The sequence below is a fragment of the Citrobacter sp. RHBSTW-00524 genome, assembly GCF_013747755.1.
In the GTDB taxonomy this organism is placed as follows: Bacteria; Pseudomonadota; Gammaproteobacteria; order Enterobacterales; family Enterobacteriaceae; genus Citrobacter; species Citrobacter braakii.
Genome location: NZ_CP056421.1, coordinates 745,541 through 769,255 on the forward strand (window position 1 = coordinate 745,541; position 23,715 = coordinate 769,255).

19 protein-coding genes and 2 pseudogenes are annotated in these 23,715 nt (G+C 43.6%); 17 read left to right on the forward strand and 4 right to left on the reverse strand.

The genetic code is table 11. From position 1 onward, the window contains the following. Positions 1–13: 13 nt before the first annotated feature. The 17 genes and pseudogenes from HV229_RS03625 to HV229_RS03705 form a co-directional block, all read left to right on the forward strand. Complete coding sequence (locus HV229_RS03625; protein ID WP_052951276.1) at positions 14–520, forward strand: fimbrial protein; 507 nt, start codon at positions 14–16, stop codon at positions 518–520. Between the two features lie 78 nt (positions 521–598). Further along, the gene (locus HV229_RS03630) at positions 599–991 is read left to right on the forward strand and encodes a hypothetical protein (protein ID WP_131351411.1); all 393 of its coding nucleotides are present in this window, start codon (positions 599–601) and stop codon (positions 989–991) included. Further along, positions 988–2,745, forward strand: a complete 1,758-nt coding sequence (locus tag HV229_RS03635; RefSeq protein WP_181546938.1) for an O-antigen ligase family protein — start codon at positions 988–990, stop codon at positions 2,743–2,745. Before HV229_RS03630 ends, HV229_RS03635 begins: the two co-directional genes overlap by 4 nt. Next, positions 2,742–3,902 (forward strand): glycosyltransferase family 4 protein, encoded by a 1,161-nt coding sequence (locus tag HV229_RS03640; protein ID WP_094169461.1) that lies wholly within the window; start codon positions 2,742–2,744, stop codon positions 3,900–3,902. The genes HV229_RS03635 and HV229_RS03640 overlap by 4 nt, the downstream gene beginning before the upstream one ends. After that, the gene (locus HV229_RS03645; protein ID WP_047358693.1) at positions 3,899–4,681 is read left to right on the forward strand and encodes an ABC transporter permease; all 783 of its coding nucleotides are present in this window, start codon (positions 3,899–3,901) and stop codon (positions 4,679–4,681) included. The genes HV229_RS03640 and HV229_RS03645 overlap by 4 nt, the downstream gene beginning before the upstream one ends. Beyond that, positions 4,681–5,439 carry an ABC transporter ATP-binding protein gene (locus HV229_RS03650; RefSeq protein ID WP_047358694.1) on the forward strand — a complete coding sequence of 253 codons (759 nt, stop codon included), beginning with the start codon at positions 4,681–4,683 and terminating at the stop codon, positions 5,437–5,439. Before HV229_RS03645 ends, HV229_RS03650 begins: the two co-directional genes overlap by 1 nt. Continuing rightward, positions 5,436–6,596 (forward strand): UDP-galactopyranose mutase, encoded by a 1,161-nt coding sequence (locus HV229_RS03655; RefSeq protein ID WP_181546940.1) that lies wholly within the window; start codon positions 5,436–5,438, stop codon positions 6,594–6,596. Before HV229_RS03650 ends, HV229_RS03655 begins: the two co-directional genes overlap by 4 nt. Further along, a complete protein-coding gene (locus HV229_RS03660) occupies positions 6,593–7,474 on the forward strand; it encodes a glycosyltransferase (protein WP_053389970.1) in 882 nt (293 codons plus the stop codon). Before HV229_RS03655 ends, HV229_RS03660 begins: the two co-directional genes overlap by 4 nt. Continuing rightward, positions 7,467–9,281: a DUF4422 domain-containing protein gene (locus HV229_RS03665; protein WP_047358696.1), complete on the forward strand. Its 1,815-nt coding sequence runs from the start codon at positions 7,467–7,469 to the stop codon at positions 9,279–9,281. Before HV229_RS03660 ends, HV229_RS03665 begins: the two co-directional genes overlap by 8 nt. Positions 9,282–9,341: 60 nt before the next feature. After that, complete coding sequence (locus tag HV229_RS03670) at positions 9,342–10,430, forward strand: glycosyltransferase family A protein (protein WP_131351402.1); 1,089 nt, start codon at positions 9,342–9,344, stop codon at positions 10,428–10,430. Further along, positions 10,427–11,851 carry a glycosyltransferase gene (locus tag HV229_RS03675; RefSeq protein WP_181546942.1) on the forward strand — a complete coding sequence of 475 codons (1,425 nt, stop codon included), beginning with the start codon at positions 10,427–10,429 and terminating at the stop codon, positions 11,849–11,851. The genes HV229_RS03670 and HV229_RS03675 overlap by 4 nt, the downstream gene beginning before the upstream one ends. After that, positions 11,844–13,193, forward strand: a complete 1,350-nt coding sequence (locus HV229_RS03680; RefSeq protein ID WP_052951280.1) for a hypothetical protein — start codon at positions 11,844–11,846, stop codon at positions 13,191–13,193. The genes HV229_RS03675 and HV229_RS03680 overlap by 8 nt, the downstream gene beginning before the upstream one ends. A 113-nt stretch (positions 13,194–13,306) precedes the next feature. Continuing rightward, positions 13,307–14,053 (forward strand): winged helix-turn-helix domain-containing protein, encoded by a 747-nt coding sequence (locus tag HV229_RS03685; RefSeq protein WP_158083361.1) that lies wholly within the window; start codon positions 13,307–13,309, stop codon positions 14,051–14,053. Continuing rightward, positions 14,037–14,513 carry a hypothetical protein gene (locus HV229_RS03690; RefSeq protein ID WP_053389974.1) on the forward strand — a complete coding sequence of 159 codons (477 nt, stop codon included), beginning with the start codon at positions 14,037–14,039 and terminating at the stop codon, positions 14,511–14,513. The genes HV229_RS03685 and HV229_RS03690 overlap by 17 nt, the downstream gene beginning before the upstream one ends. A 173-nt stretch (positions 14,514–14,686) precedes the next feature. Further along, positions 14,687–15,079: a FaeA/PapI family transcriptional regulator gene (locus HV229_RS03695; protein ID WP_165500015.1), complete on the forward strand. Its 393-nt coding sequence runs from the start codon at positions 14,687–14,689 to the stop codon at positions 15,077–15,079. 846 nt (positions 15,080–15,925) lie between these two features. After that, complete coding sequence (locus tag HV229_RS03700; protein ID WP_181546944.1) at positions 15,926–18,079, forward strand: C10 family peptidase; 2,154 nt, start codon at positions 15,926–15,928, stop codon at positions 18,077–18,079. 374 nt (positions 18,080–18,453) lie between these two features. After that, positions 18,454–18,836 (forward strand): annotated as a pseudogene (locus tag HV229_RS03705) (transposase); the annotation flags it as partial. Between the two features lie 238 nt (positions 18,837–19,074). Here the strand turns inward: HV229_RS03705 and HV229_RS03710 are convergent. The 4 genes and pseudogenes from HV229_RS03710 to ltrA form a co-directional block, all read right to left on the reverse strand. After that, the gene (locus HV229_RS03710; RefSeq protein ID WP_181546946.1) at positions 19,075–20,013 is read right to left on the reverse strand and encodes a hypothetical protein; all 939 of its coding nucleotides are present in this window, start codon (positions 20,011–20,013) and stop codon (positions 19,075–19,077) included. A 254-nt stretch (positions 20,014–20,267) separates the two neighbouring features. Then, positions 20,268–20,531, reverse strand: coding sequence for a FaeA/PapI family transcriptional regulator (locus tag HV229_RS03715; RefSeq protein WP_072058784.1), 264 nt, complete (start codon positions 20,529–20,531; stop codon positions 20,268–20,270). A gap of 930 nt (positions 20,532–21,461) precedes the next feature. Further along, positions 21,462–21,937 (reverse strand): annotated as a pseudogene (locus HV229_RS03720) (IS3 family transposase); the annotation flags it as partial. An 80-nt stretch (positions 21,938–22,017) separates the two neighbouring features. After that, entirely contained in the window at positions 22,018–23,526 is a 1,509-nt protein-coding gene (gene ltrA / locus HV229_RS03725; RefSeq protein ID WP_001189111.1) for a group II intron reverse transcriptase/maturase, read from the reverse strand. Positions 23,527–23,715: the final 189 nt, after the last annotated feature.

The window sequence follows — 23,715 nt, forward strand, 5'->3', positions numbered from 1 at the left end:
AGGAGAAATGAAGATGAAAAAATTCATCCTGATGCTGGCTTTCATTTTTTTTGGGACAGTATCGTGTAGCATGCTGGCTATTTCGAAGCAAACGGGAGACAGCGTGGATTTCACCTTTACCGGGCTGCTTCAGGCTATGACGGCATGTTCCATTAATAATGACCGGACCATTGAAATCGCTTTTGGCAACATTGGGATCAATAAAATAGAAAGCGAAAATTATACACGAAACATTGACTACGAGCTTGATTGTGGCAGCGTTGGCGGAGCGAATACGGTTTTATTGACCCTTAAGGCAACACCAGTGCCATCTGACGGTAGTATTATTGACTCTGGTCGCAAAGGCCTATGGATCCAATTTTATAAAGATAGCGTTCCGCTGAAACTGAACGAAGAGTTTAAGGTTGAAAACGTTACTGCTCCACCTAAGTTAATGGTGAAACTAATTACTGATCCCGCAGAGGATCCTGAAGAAGGCCCGTTTTCATGCACTGCTACCCTTATAGCAGAGTATATATAATTATGAGTTTTATAAAAAAATACATTTCTTTTCTTTTCATTGGATTTTATATCGCATTGTAGTCTTGCGTGTTCTTCGGTGTTTGGGATTGGTGCTGCAAGTAAAAATAATCTCTGTAAACAAGGCGCTTTAGGTGCCTTAGAATTTAGCCATCAGACTGGTGTTCTCATTAAATTTTTTAGTAAAAGGTTGTGTATGCTTGACGCTCTTTTATGCGATATTTGTGAGTTAAAACGACTTCAGATTCTGGAGAACGCAGTTATTCATTATAGTGACGGTATTTTTACTCTTGAAAGAAGAGCATTGGTCGGAAAGTTCCTTCTGGAGAATAATAATCCTGAAGTGGCTAAAATACTGGCCGATATTGCACGCTATCTTCATGAGCTTATAGAAGCGGGCAAGTTAAGGGATAGTCCTCTTTATAGTGCTGATGATTACCAAAAACCACTAGACTCGTTAATTAGGGGGTGATTATTCCTTTTGTTTTCCAAAGTGGTCGAGATGTTTTTTTTTATATCGTGCTGGCCTTTCTTTTCATTGCTATTCAATTTCCAACAGATAATGTTACTTCTGTAGGGCTCAATTCAGCGCACAGTGTTGTTACCTGGGGGGTAATTGCTTTGCAGTCTTTGGTTATTGTTATCCGTCAATGGAGTAATTCTGCATTTCGCGGAGGGAAATATTACCACTGGCTGCTTATGGCTCTCATTTTAATGAATATATCACTATTCATCGTACATGATAACGGATGGCGAATTAATGCTCTATCCAGAGCTGCATTTATTATTTTTATGACGGTTTTTTTTGGGTTACTGCTGCAATGTAAGTTGACGTGGTTTGATGCCCGAGTATTTATTGGGGCAATAGCCGGTGCCGCTTTACTTCAGGCCATCGCTGCCATCCTTCAGCTCTATGCGCCTTATTTTTCATGGCGCTGGTTGCATCACAATCCACTGGCGGCGGAAGGCCGGCCATTAGGTATGTTTGGACAGGTAAATCTTCTGGGATCATTTTTGGCGACGGGCCTCGGTGCGACGCTGTGGTCCGTGGTGCAATGCCGCCGTAAAAATTCAATTTTTGCCTGGGTTGTCATTCTATTGACGATCGGTTTCGCCCTTTATTTGACCCACTCCAGAACAGGATGGCTGGGGGCCACTATTGCCATGGTGGGGCTGGTTATTTTTTCTCCGGCGAAAATGCGTCGAAAAACAATACTACTGATAACCGGCCTGATCGTTGGCTGCTGGCTACTGGTGCAAATCATTCCATCGCCAGGGATCCCAATTCTCGTGCCAGCTGAACACCAGATGCAATCCCAGGCTGATAAAACGGCAATAAATTCTGATGCAAAAGATGCATCGGCTTTCAGCCTTGAGCGCATGCGGGCTGAATCTTCCATCCAGCGCAGGCAAATGCTGGAAGGAAGTGTTGCGTTGATAAAACAGCATCCTCTTTTGGGTGCGGGGGCTGGCAGTTTTGAAAGCGTGTGGCCTGATGCGCTCGCAAGTACGGGGCAAGTTTCCAGCTTTGAGCATACGGTGACGCATCCGCACAATGAAATACTCTTCGTGTTGGCTGAAGGCGGCATTGTGGCATTGAGCGGGCTGCTGTTGTTTGCCGGCATTTTTTGCATCCCTTTGATTAAGGGGTCGCATCGTTCGCGTACGATCTGGGCCCTCACGCTGCCTATTGCCCTGCACTGCATGACAGAGTATCCGTTTTATCTGTCAGCCGTGCATGCCGTCATTTTTTTGCTTTTGCTTCGTCTGAGCTGGCCGGTTCGTTTGCTTAAACCTCGGGAAGTTTCACTCAACCTGAAACGCTTCATCCTGATTGCAGTGGGGGGCCTCTGCTTATGGGGCATGTTTTTTTTGCATACGGCCTGGCAGACGCGCGCAATCCTGCGCACCGCTGAAATAAGTGGGTTAACGGATACTGAGCTACTGAAGGATGTACCAAATTCAATCGCACAGTATGACCGATTGCAATTTAACCGGTGTGTCAGTGAGCTTATGGCTTTCAATCAGACCCGAAAAACCTCTCATTTGAATCAATTTGAACGCTGTGCCAGCGCGTGGCTGCATGTGCATAACGACGCCAATGTAACAGCGTCGTTAATTACCATTGCAAAATCGAAAGGTGACCTGGAGGCGGCGGAGCAATGGCGCATCCGGGGGCATCGTGATTTTCCTTTCGATCCCCGCTTCCTCCGAGGTGATCTTTGAAACTCTGCTTTATCGTTAACGATGCGGCCTATTTTGCCTTGCATTGGCTGGACCGCGCCTGTGCGGCGAAAAAGGCCGGTTATGACGTTCATCTTTTATGCCGTCAGGGTGATGAGTTTGTTATGCGCCAATTGCATCAGGCAGGAATTCACTGGCATGAAATTTCACTGAAAGGCCCGTCAGCAAGCCCGTTTAACCTGATACAAAGCGGATTGCAAATATCGCGTTGGTTGCGCCGTTTGAAGCCTGATCTGGTGCATTGTATTACGCTAAAACCCTGCCTGATTGGTGCCGGTCTTGCTGGCCGCTGGCCGGTAGCACTGACTTTCCCTGGATTAGGCCGCTTGTGGAGTAGCACCTTTCCGTTCGCGAGACCGGCCAGGGCAATCATTGGATGGTGGTGGCGTAGGGCTGCTCGAAAACCTCAAACCCTGCTGGTGTTTGAGCACGAAGGCGATCGCAAGACGCTCATGGACAGTTGCGGTATCACAATATCCCGCACGATGGTGACCGGTTGCTCAGGGGTTAATCCCGATGCTTTTCCTTATTCGTCTTTCCCCAGAAATCGCGTACCGGTTGTGTTATTTGCGGGGAGGCTCATTCGCCCTAAAGGGCTCGACACGTTGCTTAACATTTGTCGACAGTTGCGCTCAGAGGGCGTTGCTCTGCGCCTGCAGGTGGCAGGACTCGCAGCCCCAGGTGATGTGAATCGTATTCCCGAAGCAGAGCTCGTTCAGCTTCACCACGAGGGGGAGATTGAGTGGTTGGGGGCACGACATGATATGCCAGCGTTGATTGCTCAGGCCAATATTATTGCGCTTCCATCGCGTTATGCAGAAGGGGTGCCGCGCATTCTCCTGGAGGCGGCCAGCTGCGGTCGTCCTTCAGTGGCTTTTGATCGCGGTGGATGCCGTACCATTTTACCCGCTGATAACAGTTGTGGCGCGCTGATAAAAGATGGCGATGATATTGCGTTTGCTGCTGCCCTGAGGCGGCTATTGCAGGACCCTGCTTGCTGTGAACGCAAGGGTGAAACAGGACGACAGCGTGTGCTTCATTCTCTGACGGCCTCTCATGCTGCGGCTAAGAACCTCTCTTGTTATGAGCGAGTGCTGAGTCTCTCCGCGATCTCTGGCGTCATGGAACTTGAAAAATGAAACGTTTTATTTTGTCGTTACTGTGGCAGCGGGATCTTATTCGTGTGCTGGTCCAAAAAGAGATAAAGGTACGCTACAAAAACAGTCTGTTCGGCTGGCTGTGGTCTGTAGGGCACCCGCTGATGTTCGGGGCTATTTACTGGCTGATCTTCGGGCAGGTCATGCGGGTGCCTATTGCTGATTACCCGCTTTTTTTGTTGTGCGGTCTTTTTCCCTGGCAGTGGATTACGTCCTGCCTGAGTACGGCACCTGCTTTGTTTTTTGTAAATAGTGCCATTATCAAAAAAACCACCTTTCCACGCATAGTCTTGCCTATTACTCAGGTGTTAACGGAGGGGGTACATTTTTTATTTAGCCTCCCGGTGCTGGCTCTATTTTTGCTGGTCAGCCGTACAGGTTCAGAACCTACATTTGCTTGGCTATGGGGCGGAGCACTGCTGTTTTTAGTGCAATTTATTCTTCTGACTGGACTGTCTTGTCTTTTATCGTCACTAACGTTGTTTCTGCGCGATCTTGAACGCTTTGTACAGCTTGGGCTGATGCTCTTGTTTTACGCCACGCCGGTGCTTTATTCGCCTGAAATGGTACCTGCACGCTGGCAATGGCTTCTCAATCTTAATCCATTGGCACCTTTGATTCTGGCATGGCGTGAACTTTTTATGCATGGACGACTTTCTGGCGAACATTTGCTGTCAATGTTTGTGTTTTCCGTCGTGATGTTACTGGTTGGATATCAAGTGCTCCGTAGGCTTGCTCCCCGATTCGCGGAGGTTTTGTGATGTCATCGACGGTTGAACTTGTCAAGGTAAGTAAGAGCTACCCGCTTTGGCACCACCTCGGTTCTGGTCTTAAATCGCTATTGCTACATCCAGGACAGCTTAAAGCTCTGATCAGGCAACATCAGCACACAGCGCTGGAAAATGTGAGTTTTCGTATTCGTCGTGGAGAATCCGTGGCGCTGATAGGCCGCAATGGCGCAGGGAAAAGTACGCTATTGGGACTTGTCGCAGGCGTGCTTTCCCCTACAACCGGACAGGTAAAGGTATGTGGCCGCGTAGCCTCAATGTTGGAGCTGGGGGCCGGATTTCATCCTGAGCTCACCGGTCGGGAAAATATTGCTCTAAATGCAACGCTGCTGGGTCTGCGTCGGGAGGAAGTTAAACGAGCGATGCCGGCGATTATCGATTTCGCTGAACTTGGACGCTTTATTGACGAACCGGTACGAATCTATTCCAGCGGAATGTTAGCCAGGCTGGGTTTTGCGGTTATGACTCAAATCTCTCCGGATATTTTGCTTGTAGATGAGGTACTTGCCGTGGGGGATGCTGCTTTCCGCCAACGCTGCTATGAAGTACTAAAACGCTTTCGGGCCCAGGGCGTCACCCTTCTTTTCGTCAGCCACAATCCAAAGGATATTCAACAATTCTGCGATCGCGTGCTGTGGTTCGAAAACCATCAGATGATTGCCGATGGCTCACCAAACGACATTCTTCCACTCTATCAAGAAGCTATGCAGCAGGAAGCGAGTAAAAAATGAAAAATAAAAATATCTATATCGTAGGGGCTGGTTTATCCGGCGCGACCATCGCTCGGCTGTTGGCCGAACAGGGTGCTCAGGTTAGCATCTTTGAACAACGTGACCATGTCGCGGGAAATTGCCACGATGAACGATGCCCGCATACTCAGGTGCGTGAGCACCGTTACGGACCGCATATATTCCATACCAACGATGAAGAAGTCTGGCAGTTTGTCCAGCGCTTCGCACGATTTATGCCATATCAACATCGTGTGTTTACGACCAGCCAGGGGCAGGTCTGGAATTTGCCAGTAAATTTGCACACCTTAAACCAGTTTCGCTCAGCGGCAATGACGCCCAATGAAGCGCGAAAATGGCTTGCTTCAATGACGATTTCAACGCCTGACGGCGCAGAAAATCTTCAGCAACATGCGCATGAACTTATGGGGGCTCCCCTTTATGAGACGTTTTTCCGTGATTACACCGAAAAGCAGTGGGGATGTTCGGCTACGCAGCTTCCGGCTTCTATTCTCAAGCGCCTTCCATTCAGGTTTGACTATACAGATGGCTATTTTGATAGCCGTTTTCAGGGTATGCCACAGGACGGGTATACCGCGATGGTTCAATCTATGCTGCAACACCCCAATATTAAGGTGCAGACTGACGTCACTGTGACGGCAGAAATTGCACGTGAGTTGATGGAGAAAGGACATGTTTTCTGGTCTGGTCCACTTGATGCCTGGTTTAATCATGATGCGGGGCGCTTGCGCTGGAGGACGTTGGATTTTATTCGGGAGGCTGCAACGGCTGACGCTCAGGGGTGTGCCGTCATGAATTATGCTGATAAATCTGTTCCCTGGACGCGCATTACTGACCATGCGCGTCTGAGTCCCTGGGAGCAGCATCAACAAACGCTTTTAGTCAGGGAAATCCCTCGGGAGGCCAAAGAGAATGATATCCCTTATTACCCGCTGCGAATGGCAGATGATGAACGGCTGCTGACTCACTACCGCGAACGTGCTTCGGCTCTTACTGGTGTGACATTTATCGGGCGATTAGGGACTTATCGCTATATGGATATGGACGTTACGCTACGCCAGGCCATATCGATCGCGAAGCATTTTATAACAACCCCAGCAGGTGAGCACTTTTTGGCCTGGCCGGATGATAACGCATGAAAGTGGCTGCGCTGATTGTTACCTTTAACAGGTTAACGATGCTGAAAAGGACGCTGGTCCACACGCTAAATATGTCATTCGACCAGGTGCTGGTGGTTAACAACGCCTCCACCGATGGAACCAAAGAATGGCTGGATAGCCTGGATGAGCTAAGGCTGACTGTATTGCATCAACCTGAGAATCGTGGTGGTGCGGGTGGCTTTGCAGCAGGATTAGAAGCGTTAACGGCGGTGACGGGTTGGACGCACGTCTGTCTTTACGATGATGATGCGCAACCTGCACCGGATTGGCTTTGTGAACTGGCAAAGCAGCCTCAGGCCGATATTTGGTTGAGTCATGTTCGAGATGCACTCAATCAACCTTGCCGAATGAACATGCCGTTTAAGCGTTTGCCGCAAACCTTACGACAATCGTTGGGCTATCTTTTCTTCCCTGAGCGATGGCTGCCCCGAGAGCCCAATATAACGTCGGTCTGTACGCTGACGTTTGTGGGTTGCTGCGTTGAGCGTAGAGTCGTACGGCAATTGCTGGATGTACTGGATACAAGATTGTTTCTTTATTTTGACGATTTGGCCGCCGGAGCCGCGCTTGCAAGACAAGGTGTCAGGATGCTGTGGTGTCCATCGCTACGATTTCAACATGATATTAACAGCCGCAGCGGCGTCTCTCCCGAGCGCCGTAAGTTATTAACACGAAACCTTTTGTGGCTATCAAGAACCCGTTCGGGTGCTCCATGGAATAACAATGTCACTGCGTTGAGGGTGCTTGGGCAATTGGCTGGCGCAATGAGTGGCCCTGAAAAACTCCGCAATATCTGGCACTGGGGTATAGGGCTTCGTGACGGTCTGGCTGGTCCGGGGGAGGAAAATAATGTCTGAACCCGTGGTCCGTTTTTTCGTATGCCATCATCGCCCGGCACCATACTTTCGAAATCGTTATTTTACACCCATTCAGGCAGGTCGATCTGTTGTTTCAACTCGTCTTGATTACGCGGCGGGGGACGACGAAGGGGACAATATTTCGTCTCAAAATCCCTTCTGGAGTGAGCTTACGGCCCTTTACTGGATATGGAAAAATGTCGATGCCGACTGGTATGGGCTGATGCACTATCGGCGCATGCTGACGTTTCGTAAGAATAAGATCCTGAACGGAACATTCTCTAAACTGGATGAAAATACCCTCCATTATTTTGGCTGGACGGAGAAACAGGTCAATGAGTGTCTGGAGTCATATGATGTCATGACCGCTCCTGCGCTACCGGTACATCCCCCTGGGTTGCCTGAACAGATAATGACGGTGGCAGAGTATTATCATCGTGCACATCATGGTGCCGATCTGGAAAGCATTGTTGAAAGAGTGAAGCGAGACTGGCCAGATTTCTATCTCCCTCTGATTGACTGCCTTTCACGAACTTCGATGGTCACGGGTAATCTTGTGGTGATGCGACATCCTTATTTTCAGGATTACTGTTCGTTTCTTTTTGGAGTATTACTACCGGAATCGCAACAACGCTCTCTTGAACATTACACGCATTATCAGCAGCGAGTTTGGGGCTTTCTTGCCGAGCGTTTGACGCAGGCCTGGCTCATTGCGGCTCAGCAGCGTTGGCCAGAGATGAGGATTGGGCAAACAGGGGTTGCAACAGGGGTTTCTCCTGCATACCTCAAGCCTTCTCAACCCGTAGAGCCAGATCGAAGCCAGTTGATTGATGAGGCAATACAAGTCGCTATCGCAGTCGATGACGCCTATGTTGTTCATGCCGATACATTCTTGTCATCGCTGATTACAGGGCTACATCCGAAACAAAGACTCATCATCCATTTACTGTGCGATGAAACATTATCTCAAAAAAGCAGAGCGCTCCTGTCCAACGAAAGGGGTGACAACATCCGCTTTCAGTTTCATCAGGTTTCACATAACTCTCTTGAGTATCTCCCCAATAACCGACGCCATATTAGCCATCGAACGTGGTATCGACTATTGCTTGCGGAATTGCTTACTGATGTATCCCGAGTGCTGTGGTTGGATGCGGATATGGTGGTATGCGGCAACCTTCTTCCTCTCTGGCAGTATGATTTGCCGGCAAATGTAGTAATGGGAGCCTGCGCGGATGAGGGCGGAAGAGATCAAGCGCAGAGGCTTGGTATTGAGAGCCTTTACATTAATGCTGGGGTACTCCTTATCAACCTGGATGCACTCAGAGCGCGTTATCCGTCTCCATTAAAAGAATACCTGACCATTTATTACCGCTTTCAGCAAGTTATTCGATTGCAGGATCAGGATGTGCTGAATTTGGCGCATCAGGGAGAAATTCATACTCTGCCTTTAATTTACAACGTCCAGACGCGTTGTTACTTGCCGGACATCCTGACACCTTCTTTTAGTGCCCAGGAGCACGTTGCAGCGCTGGCCGGACCCGTCATATTACATTTTACAGGCCCGGATAAGCCATGGCTTCCTGGCTGTCGTCATCCGCTTCGACGCGAGTATTTTAGGCATTTAAGAACGCCCCGCACTCCAATGGGCAAGCTTCGGTTTACGTTATCGGATGGTTTAATTCGCATTTATCGCCATCTGTGGTTTCGGATCGGAGGGCAGAAGATACAGGATTGTATACGAGGTTCACGGCGTCTGAGGGCGCTGCGCCGGGCGTATAGCATCTACCAGAATTTAATTTTTAAGTGAGAGGGAATTAACCTGAAACCTGACATTATTCTTGATACTCGCAGTGCAGAAATACCGGTGGTGAGCATCGTCGTTCCTGTTTATAACACAGCTGCTTGGGTAGAAATGACGCTTGCTTCATTGTCCTCATCATTACTGACTAATGCTGAATTGATCGTCATTGATGACGGCAGTACCGATGATAGTTTCAAGTGTTTGCCGGATTTGTTGGCGAAATTTCCAGGACAGGTTCTTCTGTTGAAGCAACCCAATCAGGGACTGTCGGCTACTCGTAATAAAGGGGTGTGTCTGGCAAGAGGTGACTGGATTGCTTTTTGTGATAGTGATGACTGGTTAAATGCATTAACGCTAATGGTGGCCATTGATCGTGGTGAAAGGAATCATGCTGATGCTGTTTTTTGGCGCAGTATGGTTTATGACGATATTAATCAGACACTGTCTCCTTTCTATGATGAAAAGAGCTATTCTCAGTCGCGCAAGTATTGTGATGATGGGGTTACTACGTTTATTGCGGCCCCTGAATTATTAGGTCTTGAGCCAAATATTAATACCGGAGTTTATCGGAGGAATTTTTGGTTGCACAACGTTGGCTTTTTTCGTGATGGCAAAGTATTTGAAGATTTGGTTCCTCATTACCGTGTTCTTTTTAGCGAAGGAAAAATAATGTTGATGGACATAGTCGGTTACTATTATCGGGTAGGAAGGCCCGGTAAAATCACGGAGGAACGAAGCCATCGCCGACGCGATATGGTAGACGCAGTAGCGGGAGTCATTGACGCAGTGCCTGCAACACTTTCCAGTAATCATTGCAGAATATTAATGGGGCAGCTATTACGTATGTTGCACTGGAGTGGCGTCGCTTCTCTACCCGAAGATCGCAAACCCTACTATGTTGCATCGTGTTCGCTGTTTGAGCATGCCCGTCCGCGTCAGGTGCTTGCTACGGCATTCAAGGCTGGGTTGCCAGCGGGGCAGGCCATTATTGCTTTGGCGTTGTTAGTGGGTAGCTCACATGGACTGTCTCGACTGGCTGCTGGCTACCGATGGAGCAGTCTGCCGTTTTTGGTCCCCGGTTTACTGTTTCGTCCGATGTTATGGCTCGGTATCTTTCGTCTGATGGGGAAAATGATTAAAGGCGGTTCACAATGAAAGTTATTTCTTCCTGTATCGATGGCAGACACCCTTATTTTGCTCAGCGTCCTGATATCCCACTGATTATCATTCCGGGTGACAAATTGATTAGCCCAAATATGATTAATTCATTAAAAGAGCATGAGGCACCTATCTGGATTGTGGACTCAGAATCTGCTGGCCAACGAAGGTGGAGTTCGTTACTTTCGCATTCAGATATTTATGTCGTGTCAGATATAAATCAGCTTATTAATAAATCTCCTGTAGATAAGAGATACGAACTCTATGCTGTGCTGGACCAAAACAACTCGGAACAAATAAAAAAATTAATTCTTTCTCACGCTCCAGATGTTGTCTGCGGCGTTCTGGAACGTTCAGCGGGAGACTGGCTGCAATGGTACCAATTTTCAGCGAAACATTGTGAGCGTTTTAGCTGGTGGGTGGATGAAGCTTCAACGCAAGTCAGTGGGCGCTTGTCTTCAGTACCCGTTAGTGTTGTCGTACCTGTCTATAATGTTGTCGATTGGCTGGATGAGTGCCTTTCATCATTAGCTCATCAGGATTTGGACGGGCTGGAAGTCATTGTTGTTGATGATGGTTCAACCGATGGTAGTGGGGAAATTGCAAAAAAATGGCAGATACAATATCCGCAACGCTTCAAAACGATTCATCAACAAAATTCTGGGTGTGCGACTGCACGAAACACCGGTCTTTCAGCTGTTCGGGGAACATTTACTGGGTTTGTTGATAGCGATGATTTTGTTGCACCGAACATGTTTAGCTCTCTATTCCGTTCTGCTGTGCTGCGTCAGTCTGATGTGGCTCAATGCGGCTGGACTGAATTTTATCCCGATGGTGGGAAGGTGGAATGCCTGGGTAATGAGAATGCGTTGCTTTGTGATGAGTTAAGTTCGCGTCCCACGATTTGGCGTAAGATCTACCGTACAGCGATGCTGAAAGAAAAGGCAATTGTATTCCCGGCACATATTCGTCGTTTCGATGATCTTCCTTTTCAGTTTGAAGCATTGTTCGCAGCCCGAAAGTTAACAACGATTACGGATTGTCACTATTTTTACCGTCAGGCAAGGCCAGGACAGGATATCGGCATCAAGGATGAACGCTTATTGGTACATGTTGAGCTTTTCGAATGGCTTATGTTGCGCCTTAAACCAGAGATAACACGTTCCACGGCAATGCAAGCTTTTAGATTGATGTTAAATACACACTATTGGGGATGGTTTATTATTGAAGAGCCCCTAAAAAAACATTACCTGAACAATATATTCAAACAATGCCTTGGAGCATCATTTCCACTCACTCATTTTGAGCGATTCTTACTGGCAAGGAAGATGGGAAGTAAAATGTTTAACTTTTATATGCGTTTAACCCTCTGTAGCCTGGTGTCCAGATTTGGTTTAAAAGGCAAAAGTAATGGTTAGATCTCTGATCACAATGGGTATTCGTAGAGTATTTCCTGGGATAACTCTGCGTTATAGGCGGCTTATAGACTCAATTAACGCCATTTTAAGCAACAGTGTTCATCAACAATCGCAGATAGACTCGCTCTCTTCTCAGCTGAATGATATTCGCCAGAAACTTTTGGTTGTATCGCAATCTATTCATCATTCTGAGCGTCTGATAATGAAAAGAAAAGCACCATGGCGTTGTGTTTTTCTTGTCCACAGTGTTGAAATATGGAGTAGTTTGCACGCTGTTTGGCTCGCAATGAGTAAAGATCCTCGATTTGATCCGATAGTTGTGACTATCCCGCGAAAGTATCCTGGAAGCGAAAAGCTTTGTAATGAAGAGAATACCCATAATAGCATGAAATCTAAAGGTATTCCGCATATCAGGATTATCTCGGGAGATCTTTTTGATGACTTGTCTACTCTTCGTGCATTAGAACCTCAAATTATTTTTAGACAATCACATTGGGATGCTGATATATCGCCAGCTTTTGCTGCCGAATGGCTTGGTTTTGCGAAGATTTATTATATAGATTACAGTATTGCCCCGATTCATGTCTCAGGATTTCGGGCGAGTCCTTTGTATCGACGAGCCAGTGGAATATTTATTGCGAATGATGCAATACGCGAGTTTATGCCATCAACATTACCCGTAATCACTTCTGGGCATCCACGAGTTGATTATTTGTGTCACGCAGAACCCATCTGGCCGATAAATACAGGAAATAACTTTAAAATAATATGGAGTGCTCACCACTCCACGGGTACTGAATGGACCAATTTCGGTACATTTTGGATGGTGAAATCATTTATGCTGAATCTGGCACAGGTGCATCCTGAAATTGATTTTTTGTTCAGTCCTCATCCTGCGCTTGTCAGCCAAATGCAATCAATTTCAAACACATCCTCTTCAGAGTTTGATGTATTTTGTGCCAGATGGTGTGCACTACCGAATACAGGAGTACTTACAAATGGCGACTACGCCGGTCCGTTCAAGGCTTCCGATTTACTGATCGTTGATGGGATTAGTTTTCTGCTTGAATACCAGCTTAATCAAAAGCCTGTATTGTTTTTAGAGCGTGAAGATCATAGCCCCTTCAATGCATTTGGCGTTCACGTCAAGAAAGGGGTTCATCCTATCCCAGCAGAGCAGCCAGAGATGTTAGTCCCATGGTTAGATCATTTTTCATCCGGAGGTAAAGACCCGTTGCAAAATGAGCAGAAAGCCTTGTGCGAAACGTATTTCAACCAACAAAGGGTGCCAGAAGCTATACTAGAAAGCATTGCTAATGACATGGCAGCATCATCAAAATAAAAATAAGTAGTATAAATTTCTGCAAGTTAGAACTGTAAGGACTATAATTTATCCATTATGTTGATACGTATCTGCATCAAATGCTGATCAATTTGTTAGAGACATTTATCAAAATGAAATTTTTGATTAACAATTCTATAGTTTACAATTCTGATGATGGTTCTTTAGTTAACAAAAATAGTGCGGACGATATTATTGTTTTACCACATATGGCTGCACGTGTTCTTACATGCTTGTTAATCAACGCAGGGAAGGTTGTCCCCAGAGAAGCGATTTTTGATTATGTATGGTCTGGAAATGAGATGCTTGCATCAAATAACAGTCTTACTCAATATGTTTCTTTTATAAGAAAAACGCTTACAGACTTGGAATGTCAAGAGGAGTTAATTAAGACAATACCACGCGTTGGTTTTTATTTATCTGGCGATAATGTTAGTAATTATAAAGATGGTGGTTTTAGTTTGCTCAAGGATGTTTTTTTTCGTAAATATCTTTTTGCAATTCTAAGTTTTATGATTTTGCTTATGGTTTTATTATATCAAATTTTTTTCCTTAAAGACCGATTAACAAACAAGGAGCTCTTTTATTTTGGTAAAATAGATTCTTGTAAAATTTACACGCTTAAAAAGGTAAGCGAGCATGATTTTGCATCAATTCGCTCCAGGATTGAGAAGATGGTTGAAAATGAAAATTTTAACATAGCCTGTACTAAGGGTTTCTCGTATGTGTATCAATCTGATGAACGTATTTCACTAGAGGGTAAGGGGCGGGAATTTATTAGTCGTTGCAATATTTCTGGTGAGAAAGATAATATTATTTCAGCTTGCAATGGAGTGTATATCAATGCGCGCAATTATTAAGTTAACCATACTTATATCTTTCATTGTGATTATTCTGGCTAATATATATTATTACTTTGATGTGTCCAGGCGAGAAATGATTAATTGTGAGTCACCCGTACTGATCCCCATGCCAAAAAAAGGATTTCAATACAGCGGTATAATCGGTATGACTTTTAATCCCAACGGGACTGGAATGGCTTCTTTTTCTGGTGAACTCACAGAGTTAGATACTAATACTACATTTGATGTACTGAGGATTATATATTTCGATTACTCGATTGAATACTATAGCTATTTCACATTATCAAATTTCGTTATCAAGAAAAATGTTAATGATTCAACTGATGATCAGATGTTCAATCGACTAATGTTTGATTTAAGTACAGCTGGTCGTCGAATTCGAGTTGAAAGATTGAAGGACACCGCTTTCCTTATCGAAAATACATTTAATCCGATTTTCATTTGCATTGAAAGATGATTAATAATCGGTGTAAAAATCAGAACGCTCAAAAGATTTTTATTCTGTAAATTATTTAAAAAACGGAATTTTAACCTATATTTATATGCTATTTTAACTAAATATGCCGTTTTAATGGGTTTTGAGGATATCATTTGCAACAATTCTGAATGACTCCGAGGTTGGCTTTTCTTATGAGCAGTAATGCGGTAAATGATAATGTTTATTATTTGTTGTTGGGTGAAACGGAAAGAAATATAATTGGAAAAAGTCTTTCTGAAAAAGATGCAAAAGAAGAATTAAGTGGTGATTCATCTATTAAAACAGATGTTGCTTTAAGAAAAATTGGGAAGCTTAATGAAACAATGCGTCTTGCTAAAGGGCGTAAAGGATACGCTAACTTGAGTCTTATATATCAAGCGCTTAGTACCACCTCTGAAGCAGGATTGACAACGAGACAGATAGCAGATATTTGTGGATTATCTATTTACGTTACCCGAAATTGGTTAACAAAGCTGAATGAGGCTGGGGTAATATGTTGTCATCTTTTTGATGGAAAATCTTTAGGTTGGACTATTGATTTGTAATACTTGCGTTCTATTTGAGATGCAAGACTTTTAAACAAATTTTAAAAAAAAAGTATTGTCAGTGGTAGTAATCTCTGGCTTCTGTTTCCCTATGTTTATAGATATAGCTGTCAATTAGCATTATAGGTATTTATGTTGACCCATGATTCAGTGCTGGATGTGGACGATACTCATTCAATTGTCACGGATATAGGTGTATGTCATTCAGACGGTTTTTCAAAGTAAAATATGCCACTCATTAGTAACCTGCTACAGTTCTTTTGGGATTTGTAGGGGGCGGCCTGAGTATTTGACTGTGCGTTGTTAGCAGACAATTCCGGCTATACTTATTTATCCTAGTGTAGATATTCTGAGATGCGATATAAATATGTGATGCTGCTCTGATGAACAGGATGACCTCATTCAACTATTCGTTTTAACGTTTTAACTTAAAATTGTTGTGTTGACGTTTACAGTTTATGGTCATTATCTTTTTTAACTATTTTAAATCACTCTAATGTGTCCGTTAAATCTGTGTCGATTCAGTTGCATTAAGTATCATTAGTGTTTCATCTTGTATGTATATCTTTCATTGAATTTTAAATCTATATTTTTGATGTGTTCAACTAAATGTTTCTCCTTAAGGCATGTGGTTGTATTGTCTTTGCGACGAAACTTTATCTTTTCTCTATTAATTAAAGAGGTTTTTTTTACCGGTGTATGGTCCAGGATGGGAGGGCAATACTGATTTTAGAATATAAAGTCAAAATGATATTCATTGTAGGTCTATGGTTTTTATTATTTGCTGTCAGAAATTTAAATAATCTATAAAGTGTTAATTAATTGTTTTGAAATTGAGGATGGAAAATGAAACGCGCAACTGTGAAAGAAAGAGAGTATCTTATAGGACCATTAACAACAAGCCAATGGATTCAATCGGCACCGTATAATAACTTTGTAAAACCGTACTTAGTTGGTTGTACTGCTCTGGCTATTGCTCAATTAATGAGAGCTAATTCCTATCCAGCTAAAGGTAAGGGGATGATTAATGGTATTATGGCAGAAGATCCACAAATTAATATTGATGGATATGTGTATCGTTGGGATTTAATGGATGATAAGGCTCTATCAGAAGAAGCACGAGATGCAATATCAACTATGATTGGACATGTTGCATGTGCAATCAACACGCGCTTTGGTTTATCATCTAGCTCTCAACTGGATTTTTTAGAAGAGATAAGTGCGCTTGTCGATAACTTTAGCTATGAAGATGACATATCATATATCTCATACAAAGAGACGAATAACTATACCGATTATATTCAACAATCAACTATAAACGATGCCGTTATAGAAAACCTGCAAATGGGATTCCCTGTTTTGGTTGATATTCCAGGGCATTCAACTGTATGTGATGGTTACATGGGGGATGGTGTTTTTTCTTTTAATTATGGCTGGGGGGGGGGCAGTAGCTATTACTATAACTTAACTAATGATATGCAGGGTTGTAAACCAGTGTGTATTATATTTGGCATTAGGCCATCATCTGAACCGTTGTTGGTAGCAGAAAAATTATTAGTAACTAATAATGTTTTAACCCAGCTATCTTCGAGTTCTGTTGAGGTCGTTATAAAAAATATTACAGATACTAGTTTTGAGGGACATTTGAACTTAGTTTCCTGTGATAAAAATAATTTTAAAAGAAATGTTATAAGCAAAAATGTTAATATTTCCCTCGCATCAGGTGAGGAGTCTAGTTTAATAATTCCTATTGAAATGCCGATTGATATATCTTTTGGCGAAAGATATGTGGAAGTAATGTATCTTAGCAAAGATGGTATGATGCAAAAGCTTAAGGATAGTAGCAATAATATCTTAAAAGAAAAGGTTACGATTAATCGGCATGTATGTGAGACATTACATTTAGTAAATGATGTAGTGATTCCCACTACTATTCCTTATGGAAGTCAAATAGAAGTAGAAATAAAAATACATAGTGAGATTGATGAGGAAAAAGAATTTTTCCTATTGCTTACTGATATCAATACTAACATTATTAAAACTCTAGGTAGTACTATTGTACGTTTAGATAATGGTGAAAACTCACCATTTGTAATTAAAGGCGACTTCAATGAAATATCTGTAGAACAAAATTATAGAGTTATTATTGCTACAAAAAGTGAAGAGGTGTTCCCCGTTTTCGAGAAGTTAGATTTATTTGAATCTGATGTTTATATTTTATCAGAAGAAAATTATAGTGAATTTTTTTCCTTATCAAAGAATATACCACTACCAGATGTTTTATATTCAGGTGCAACTTACCCACCATCTGAGGTTGTTATTCAACCTATAGTTTTTGAAGGTAATAAGCTTTACGATTTTTACATTGAATATTTGGATGTAAACGGACGTATTATCAGGAGTAATAAAAAAAGTTATGGGGTTACAGAACTGGGGGAAATTAAGATTGACCTTAATATAAACCCTGGTCAACTCAATGTTGATCAGTCACACCCTGTTGCAGAATATTCAATACGGTTGACGCATAGTGATTTCGACGATAATGAGAATCGATATATTGTTAAGCCTGAAGATATTTCCGTTAGTAATCCAGCACTAGTCAATATATTTTACCGGAATCCTTATGATTTTATGTTCCTGACTAAAAGTATTGAAGTGAGTAAGAATGAATTCAATCATTTAGAACAGTTTGATGTTACATTTTCATCGCAATATATGATTGAATATTCGCATCTTCCAAGTGTGGAAATTGTAACGTTCAATGTTAAATTAAAAGATGAGGATTTTAATGAGTACTTAATAGGGTCTGAAAAAGGACTTATCTATTTAAATGAAAGTTTTTCCAACACCATCAGTTCGAAGGTTAGTGAACATATTCCAAGTGGTAAATATACACTCTATGTCCAGATCGTATGTGATCATTATAATGACCCATTGCCAGAAAAAGTGTATGGATACACGAATGAGGTCTTAGATGGGATAAGTATTACTATTATTTAGCTAGCTCTTTTATGTTGGTATAATAAATGTAGCGCGCTCGTGTTAATTCTGACACATTCGGGCTTTAAGTCATCAGCCTGTACTCTTCCTGTGTCAGGTTATTCAGCAATTCATGGGGGCGCTTGTTCTGCCCCCTTTTTTAGATACAACCATCATCAAGTAATACCTGTTATTACATGTCATAATTCTGTTTCATCTGCCTATTGCAAATGCAGCCTGGGATTTAGGTACAGGAACAACTCTCATTTCGTCACTCTTGTAGACCGGTAATCACTGTGAGTTCAACGGGCCGATGTGTAAGTATCCCGCATAATCGTGCCATTCACATTTAGAGATCCTCCGGCATAATCAATCTGCCAACAAAGTAGATTGCTATGCGTAAAGCCCGTTTTACTGAGCATCAGATCATTGCCGTGATTAAGTCGGTTGAAGCCGGACGAACTGTTAAGGATGTCTGCCGGGAGGCCGGTATCTCTGAAGCCACTTACTACAAATGGAAGTCCAGATACGGCGGCCTGGAGGCTTCTGATATTAAAAAGATAAAGGATCTTGAGGATGAGAACCGGCGTCTCAAACAGATATTTGCCGACCTCAGTCTGGAATGCCGCGCGTTGAAAGACGTCATCGAAAATAAGTTTTAAAACCAGCTATAAAGTGCAAGCCCGTCAGCTATCTGACGGTGCAATTTGGCATGAGCTTACGTCAGACATGCAGGACTTTATCGCTGAGCAGGACAGTGTGTTTTTATCAGCCCGATATCCGCTGAAGATGCGGATGGATAATGGGCCAGAACTGGTGTCGCTGCACCGGCGCAGTGGGCGGAAGAATACAGGCTGATGGCCAAAAACACGGAAATCTCAAGAAGTGCGTGGAACTAAAACGGGTGTGTTTACAGTATGGCGATGTTAAATTCCATTCCTGCTGCCGAACCAAAAAAGCATTCATTTGGGAAAGTGAATGCTTTTGAAATATTATGCTTAATACAATGAATGATATTACTCTATCGTTATTATCATTACAGCGTTTGCTGTAAATGCGTCGGCAGGAATATCCTCAGGTTTCATGTTTGGGTCTCGTACTATCTGAAATTCAATGTTACGCTCATTATTCCCAGTCATAAATGTCTCATTAATAATATCCGTGGTACTTGCCGCTTTACCATTATAAAATAAAGCGATGCCCAGGCCTGAGCGAGATGACTGAATCACTTGATTACCTCCAACTGACAGGGGAGTAAACTTAAATTGTGTGCTAGACGTTACACTTGCTTCTTCGCCATTACATAGAATTATTAGCTGTTTTTTAATATTCCCGACAGCCCCGAGCATGGGATTTGATGTAATATCACTTCGCTCAATATCACCCATGCTAACATTTAAATCACTATTATTGTAATTTATGTAACATATTGAAGGTTCCTCGGGCAGCGGGGTAGCATCTTGGCATGTTCTGTCTGCGGAAGTGCCCCACTGTTTGCCTTGTACATCTTGAAAAGTAAAGCATACAGTACCGGCCTGAGATTGTGAGGGCCCTGCCCCTCCCCCAAAGTTAGGACTTTGCGAAGAAATACCTTTGCTTGTATTCAATTCAACTTCTTTAGAACTTACATAATGGCTAATTGCATTTTGCAAATTGCAGATTGCCTTTCCTGGGCAAAAGTGAGTAACCATTCTCCATTTGCCAGTAAATGGAACATAGGAGTCAAAACCATCATACATGGTCGCCTGTGAATCATTGTTTCCAGACCATGTTGTAGCTCCACCAAAATAGCTATTTTGTGTGTTCGGCTTACATACAGTATTGTAGTTCGCAACTTCGATTGAACCACTCGGGCACCTGTCAGGTAAAGGCATACCCATAATCACTGCCTTTGAGTTAGATGCGAGAAGAAACACACAACATAAAATTATCATTATTGATACTACTATTTTCATAACTTATACCCATTTAGTACATGAATAACATTTATTCTGACATTACATCCGACTTTGAGCTATATATACTTTCAAGCATAAGACACATACATTAGTAATATAGCTAATATCTATATCAAATTTAAAATATATCATTGGTGTTATATATTGAGTTGATGGAAAATAATTAATTAGAACTGGATTGAAAATGTTAGAACGCATACCTTTCTCATGAAAGGTACGAACTACTATCGCAATTGATATAGAAAAGAGCATTACAAATCAATAGACCAATATAAAGATTTTCCATCAAAAAGATGACAACATATCAACCCAGCCTGATTTAGCTTTGTTAACCAGTTCCGGGTAACGTAAATGGATAGTCCACAATTATCTGCTATCTGTCTTGTTGTCAATCCTGCTTCAGAAGATGTGCTGAGCGTTTGATATATGGTACTCAAGTTAGTAAGTCCTTTACGACCTTTAGCAAGGTGCATTGTTTCATTAAGATTTTCAATGTTATTTAAAGAAACATCCATTTCATTGCTTTCACTTCTAAACTAATTTCGCCTTTTGCATCTTTTTTAGTAAACTTTTTTTATTATATTCATTCCGAATTACGTTTCACCAGGCACCAGATAATCAGCATTCATGCTCATAAGGAAAAAACTCTTAAGTAATTCAGGATTGATACAAACGATATCCCTAAAAGGTTATCGATTAATACATTTAGTTGAGTTGTGATGTAAATATAGGTTTATATTCCAATATTTATTTGTTTTTAGGCATGAAGTTCTGTTCATGCCTCCGGTTCCTATACTGCCAGTTCATCACCTTTCGGTGCAAATGAAATCGGATTAAATGTATTTTCGATAAGGAAAGCGTTGTCCTTCACCCTTTCAACTCGAATTCGACGATCGGATGCGTTCAAATCAAACATCAGTCGATTAAACATCTGATCATCAGACGAATCGTTAACATTTTTCTTAATAACAAAATTTGATAATGTAAAATAACTATATTACTCAATCAAATAATTGAAATGGATTATTCTCAGCACATCAAATGTAGTATTAGTATCCAACTCTGTGAGTTCACCAGAAAAAGAACCCATTCCACTCCCGTTGGGATTGAAATTCATACCGATTATACCGCTGTATTGAACTCCTTTTTGGTGTGTGGATTAGCACGGATGACTCACTATTAATCATTTCTTGTCTTAGTATATCAAGGTTATAAAATAAATTAGCCAAAATAATCACTATGAAAAATATATAAGTGATACATTTGGTAATTACTCTAATTAATATGAGTTCTATTGTAGGCTGAAATAAAGTTATTTTTTCTTGGGGGGGCGGAAATAATGCAGCGACCAATAAATTTTTGCCCCCTTCCTCTAATGCAATACGTTCATCCGACTGATATACATACAAGAAACCCGAAATACAGGATGAATCGCCACGGATAATCTAGACACTTCCGAGCCGTTGATAATATTGTTTTTCATATTCCGTCGGTGGCATCTGATCACTCGAACCATGCCGACGCTTACTGTTATAAAACATTTCGATGTAATCAAAAATATCGCTGCGTGCTTCTTCCCGTGTTCCGTAGCTCTTTTTCTTTATCCGTTCACGCTTCATTAGCTGGAAAAAGCTTTCTGCAACTGCGTTGTCGTGACAGTTACCACGACGGCTCATACTGCCCTCCAGACCGTGTGATTTCAGGAACGACTGCCACTCCTGGCTTGTGTACTGACTACCTTGGTCAGAATGAACCAGCACCTGTTTTTGGGGATTACGTCGCCACACGGCCATCAAAAGCGCATTCAGAACAATATCTTTTGTCATCAGGGGGGCATTGACCAGCCGATAACTTTGCGCGAGAACAGGTCAACAACTACGGCCAGATACAGCCAGCCTTCGTGGGTTCGGAGTAGAGTAAGAGGCAGGGCGTAGTCGGACTATTTCCCTGCCTCTCCTCCCCGAACCGGACGTGCACCTTTCAGCGCATCCGGCTCTCCATTTAAATGCTGGCGAACGCCATTGCCACTTCTGTAAAGCGCGATGTATACGTGTTTCTGGTCTCCGTCCTCAGATAGGGATTACCTTCGGGTAGCCGCCAGCGGAACAGCTTCTTGCCTTGCCCCACCAACCGGTACAGTATTTCGCCGCTGAGCTTGCCGTGATTGGTTTTACCAAATAAAACCCACGTTTTGCTCTGACCCGGTTTCGGTGATTTACACCACCACCTCATCAGGGAAGCGATACCTGTACGGTATTTGCGGGCCAGCCAGTGAGCCAGCTTCCAGAACACGACACGGTCGATATAACTGAAGACTTTGGCCTTAAAATCAACGAACTGATAGAACATGGCCCAGCCTTTCAGTTTTCGGTTGAGTTGTTCAGCCATATCGACTTTGCTTTCACTGTAGTTGCCTGATAACAGTGCTGTCAGCGATGCGGCGAAGTTTCTGGCTTTCTCCTGCGGGATCGTTGAGACCACTCGCATCTCGCCATAACGACTGCGTTTGCGAATGATCCTGTGCCCCAGAAAGATAAAGCCGTCATTAACATGGGTGATTTTAGTCTTATCCATGTTCAGCCTGAGTTTCAGACTGCCTTCGAGCACACCCCGACACTCCTCCCTGATGGCTTCCGCCTGTGCTTTGGTGCCTTTGACGATGAGGACAAAATCATCGGCATAGCGGCAGTACGCCACCGCGGGTTTCCACTGCCAGTTTTCTCTGACCGCCGTACTTCGGCCCCGTTGGATACTGTTATTCCAGTACCACCGATCTTTTCTGGCTTTCCCGCTCAGGTAGCGCTCATGCAGGTATTGATCGAACTCATTCAGCATGATGTTCGATAATAGCGGCGATATAACACCGCCCTGTGGCACACCTTCACTGGCCGCCCGAAAGAGACCGACATCGATATGTCCCGCCTTGATGGTTTTCCACAGCAGAGTCATGAAACGTGCGTCACTGATCCTGCGGCGTACAGCCTTCATCAGCAGTCGATGATGTACGGTGTCGAAGTAACTGGACAGGTCGCCTTCAATCACCCAGCGTCCCCGGGTTTCACCGCAGTCTGTGAGCTGTAATTTCACCGTGCGGATCGCGTGGTGGACACTGCGCTCAGGCCGGAAGCCATATGAGAGCGTATGAAAATCACTCTCCCATATCGGCTCCATCGCCATCAGCATGGCCCGCTGAACAATACGATCCCGCAACGCGGGGATACCCAGTGGTCGCAGTTTGCCGTTGCTTTTAGGGATGTAAACCCGTCTGGCGGGCAAGGGCTGGTAGTGGCCTGAGAGTAATTCATCCCTGAGGATTTGCAGCTCAACAGCCAGTCTGGCCTGTAGCATTGTTTTGTTCACGCCATCAACGCCGGGGGTATGCGCCCCCTTTGATGAAAGCGTGATCCGCGCCGCTTCAGCCAGCCATTCTGGTTGTGTTATCAGACGCAGCAGCCGTTGAATCCGTAGGGACGGATCGGTGGCTGCCCATGTGGCAAGCTTGCGTTGCATTTCGCTGATTATCAAAGGTCTTCACCTCGTTAGGTCAGTTAATTCACGTCGCAAACACATTCAAACTGCTTCCCTTCGCCATGTAATGGGCTTTCCCCATCGCGGACTACTACGGAAGCTCCGCCAGCCAGCGCGTCATCGGAGCCATGCCCCCTTAACATCCGTCGCTGACCTTCCCCGGTTTACCTG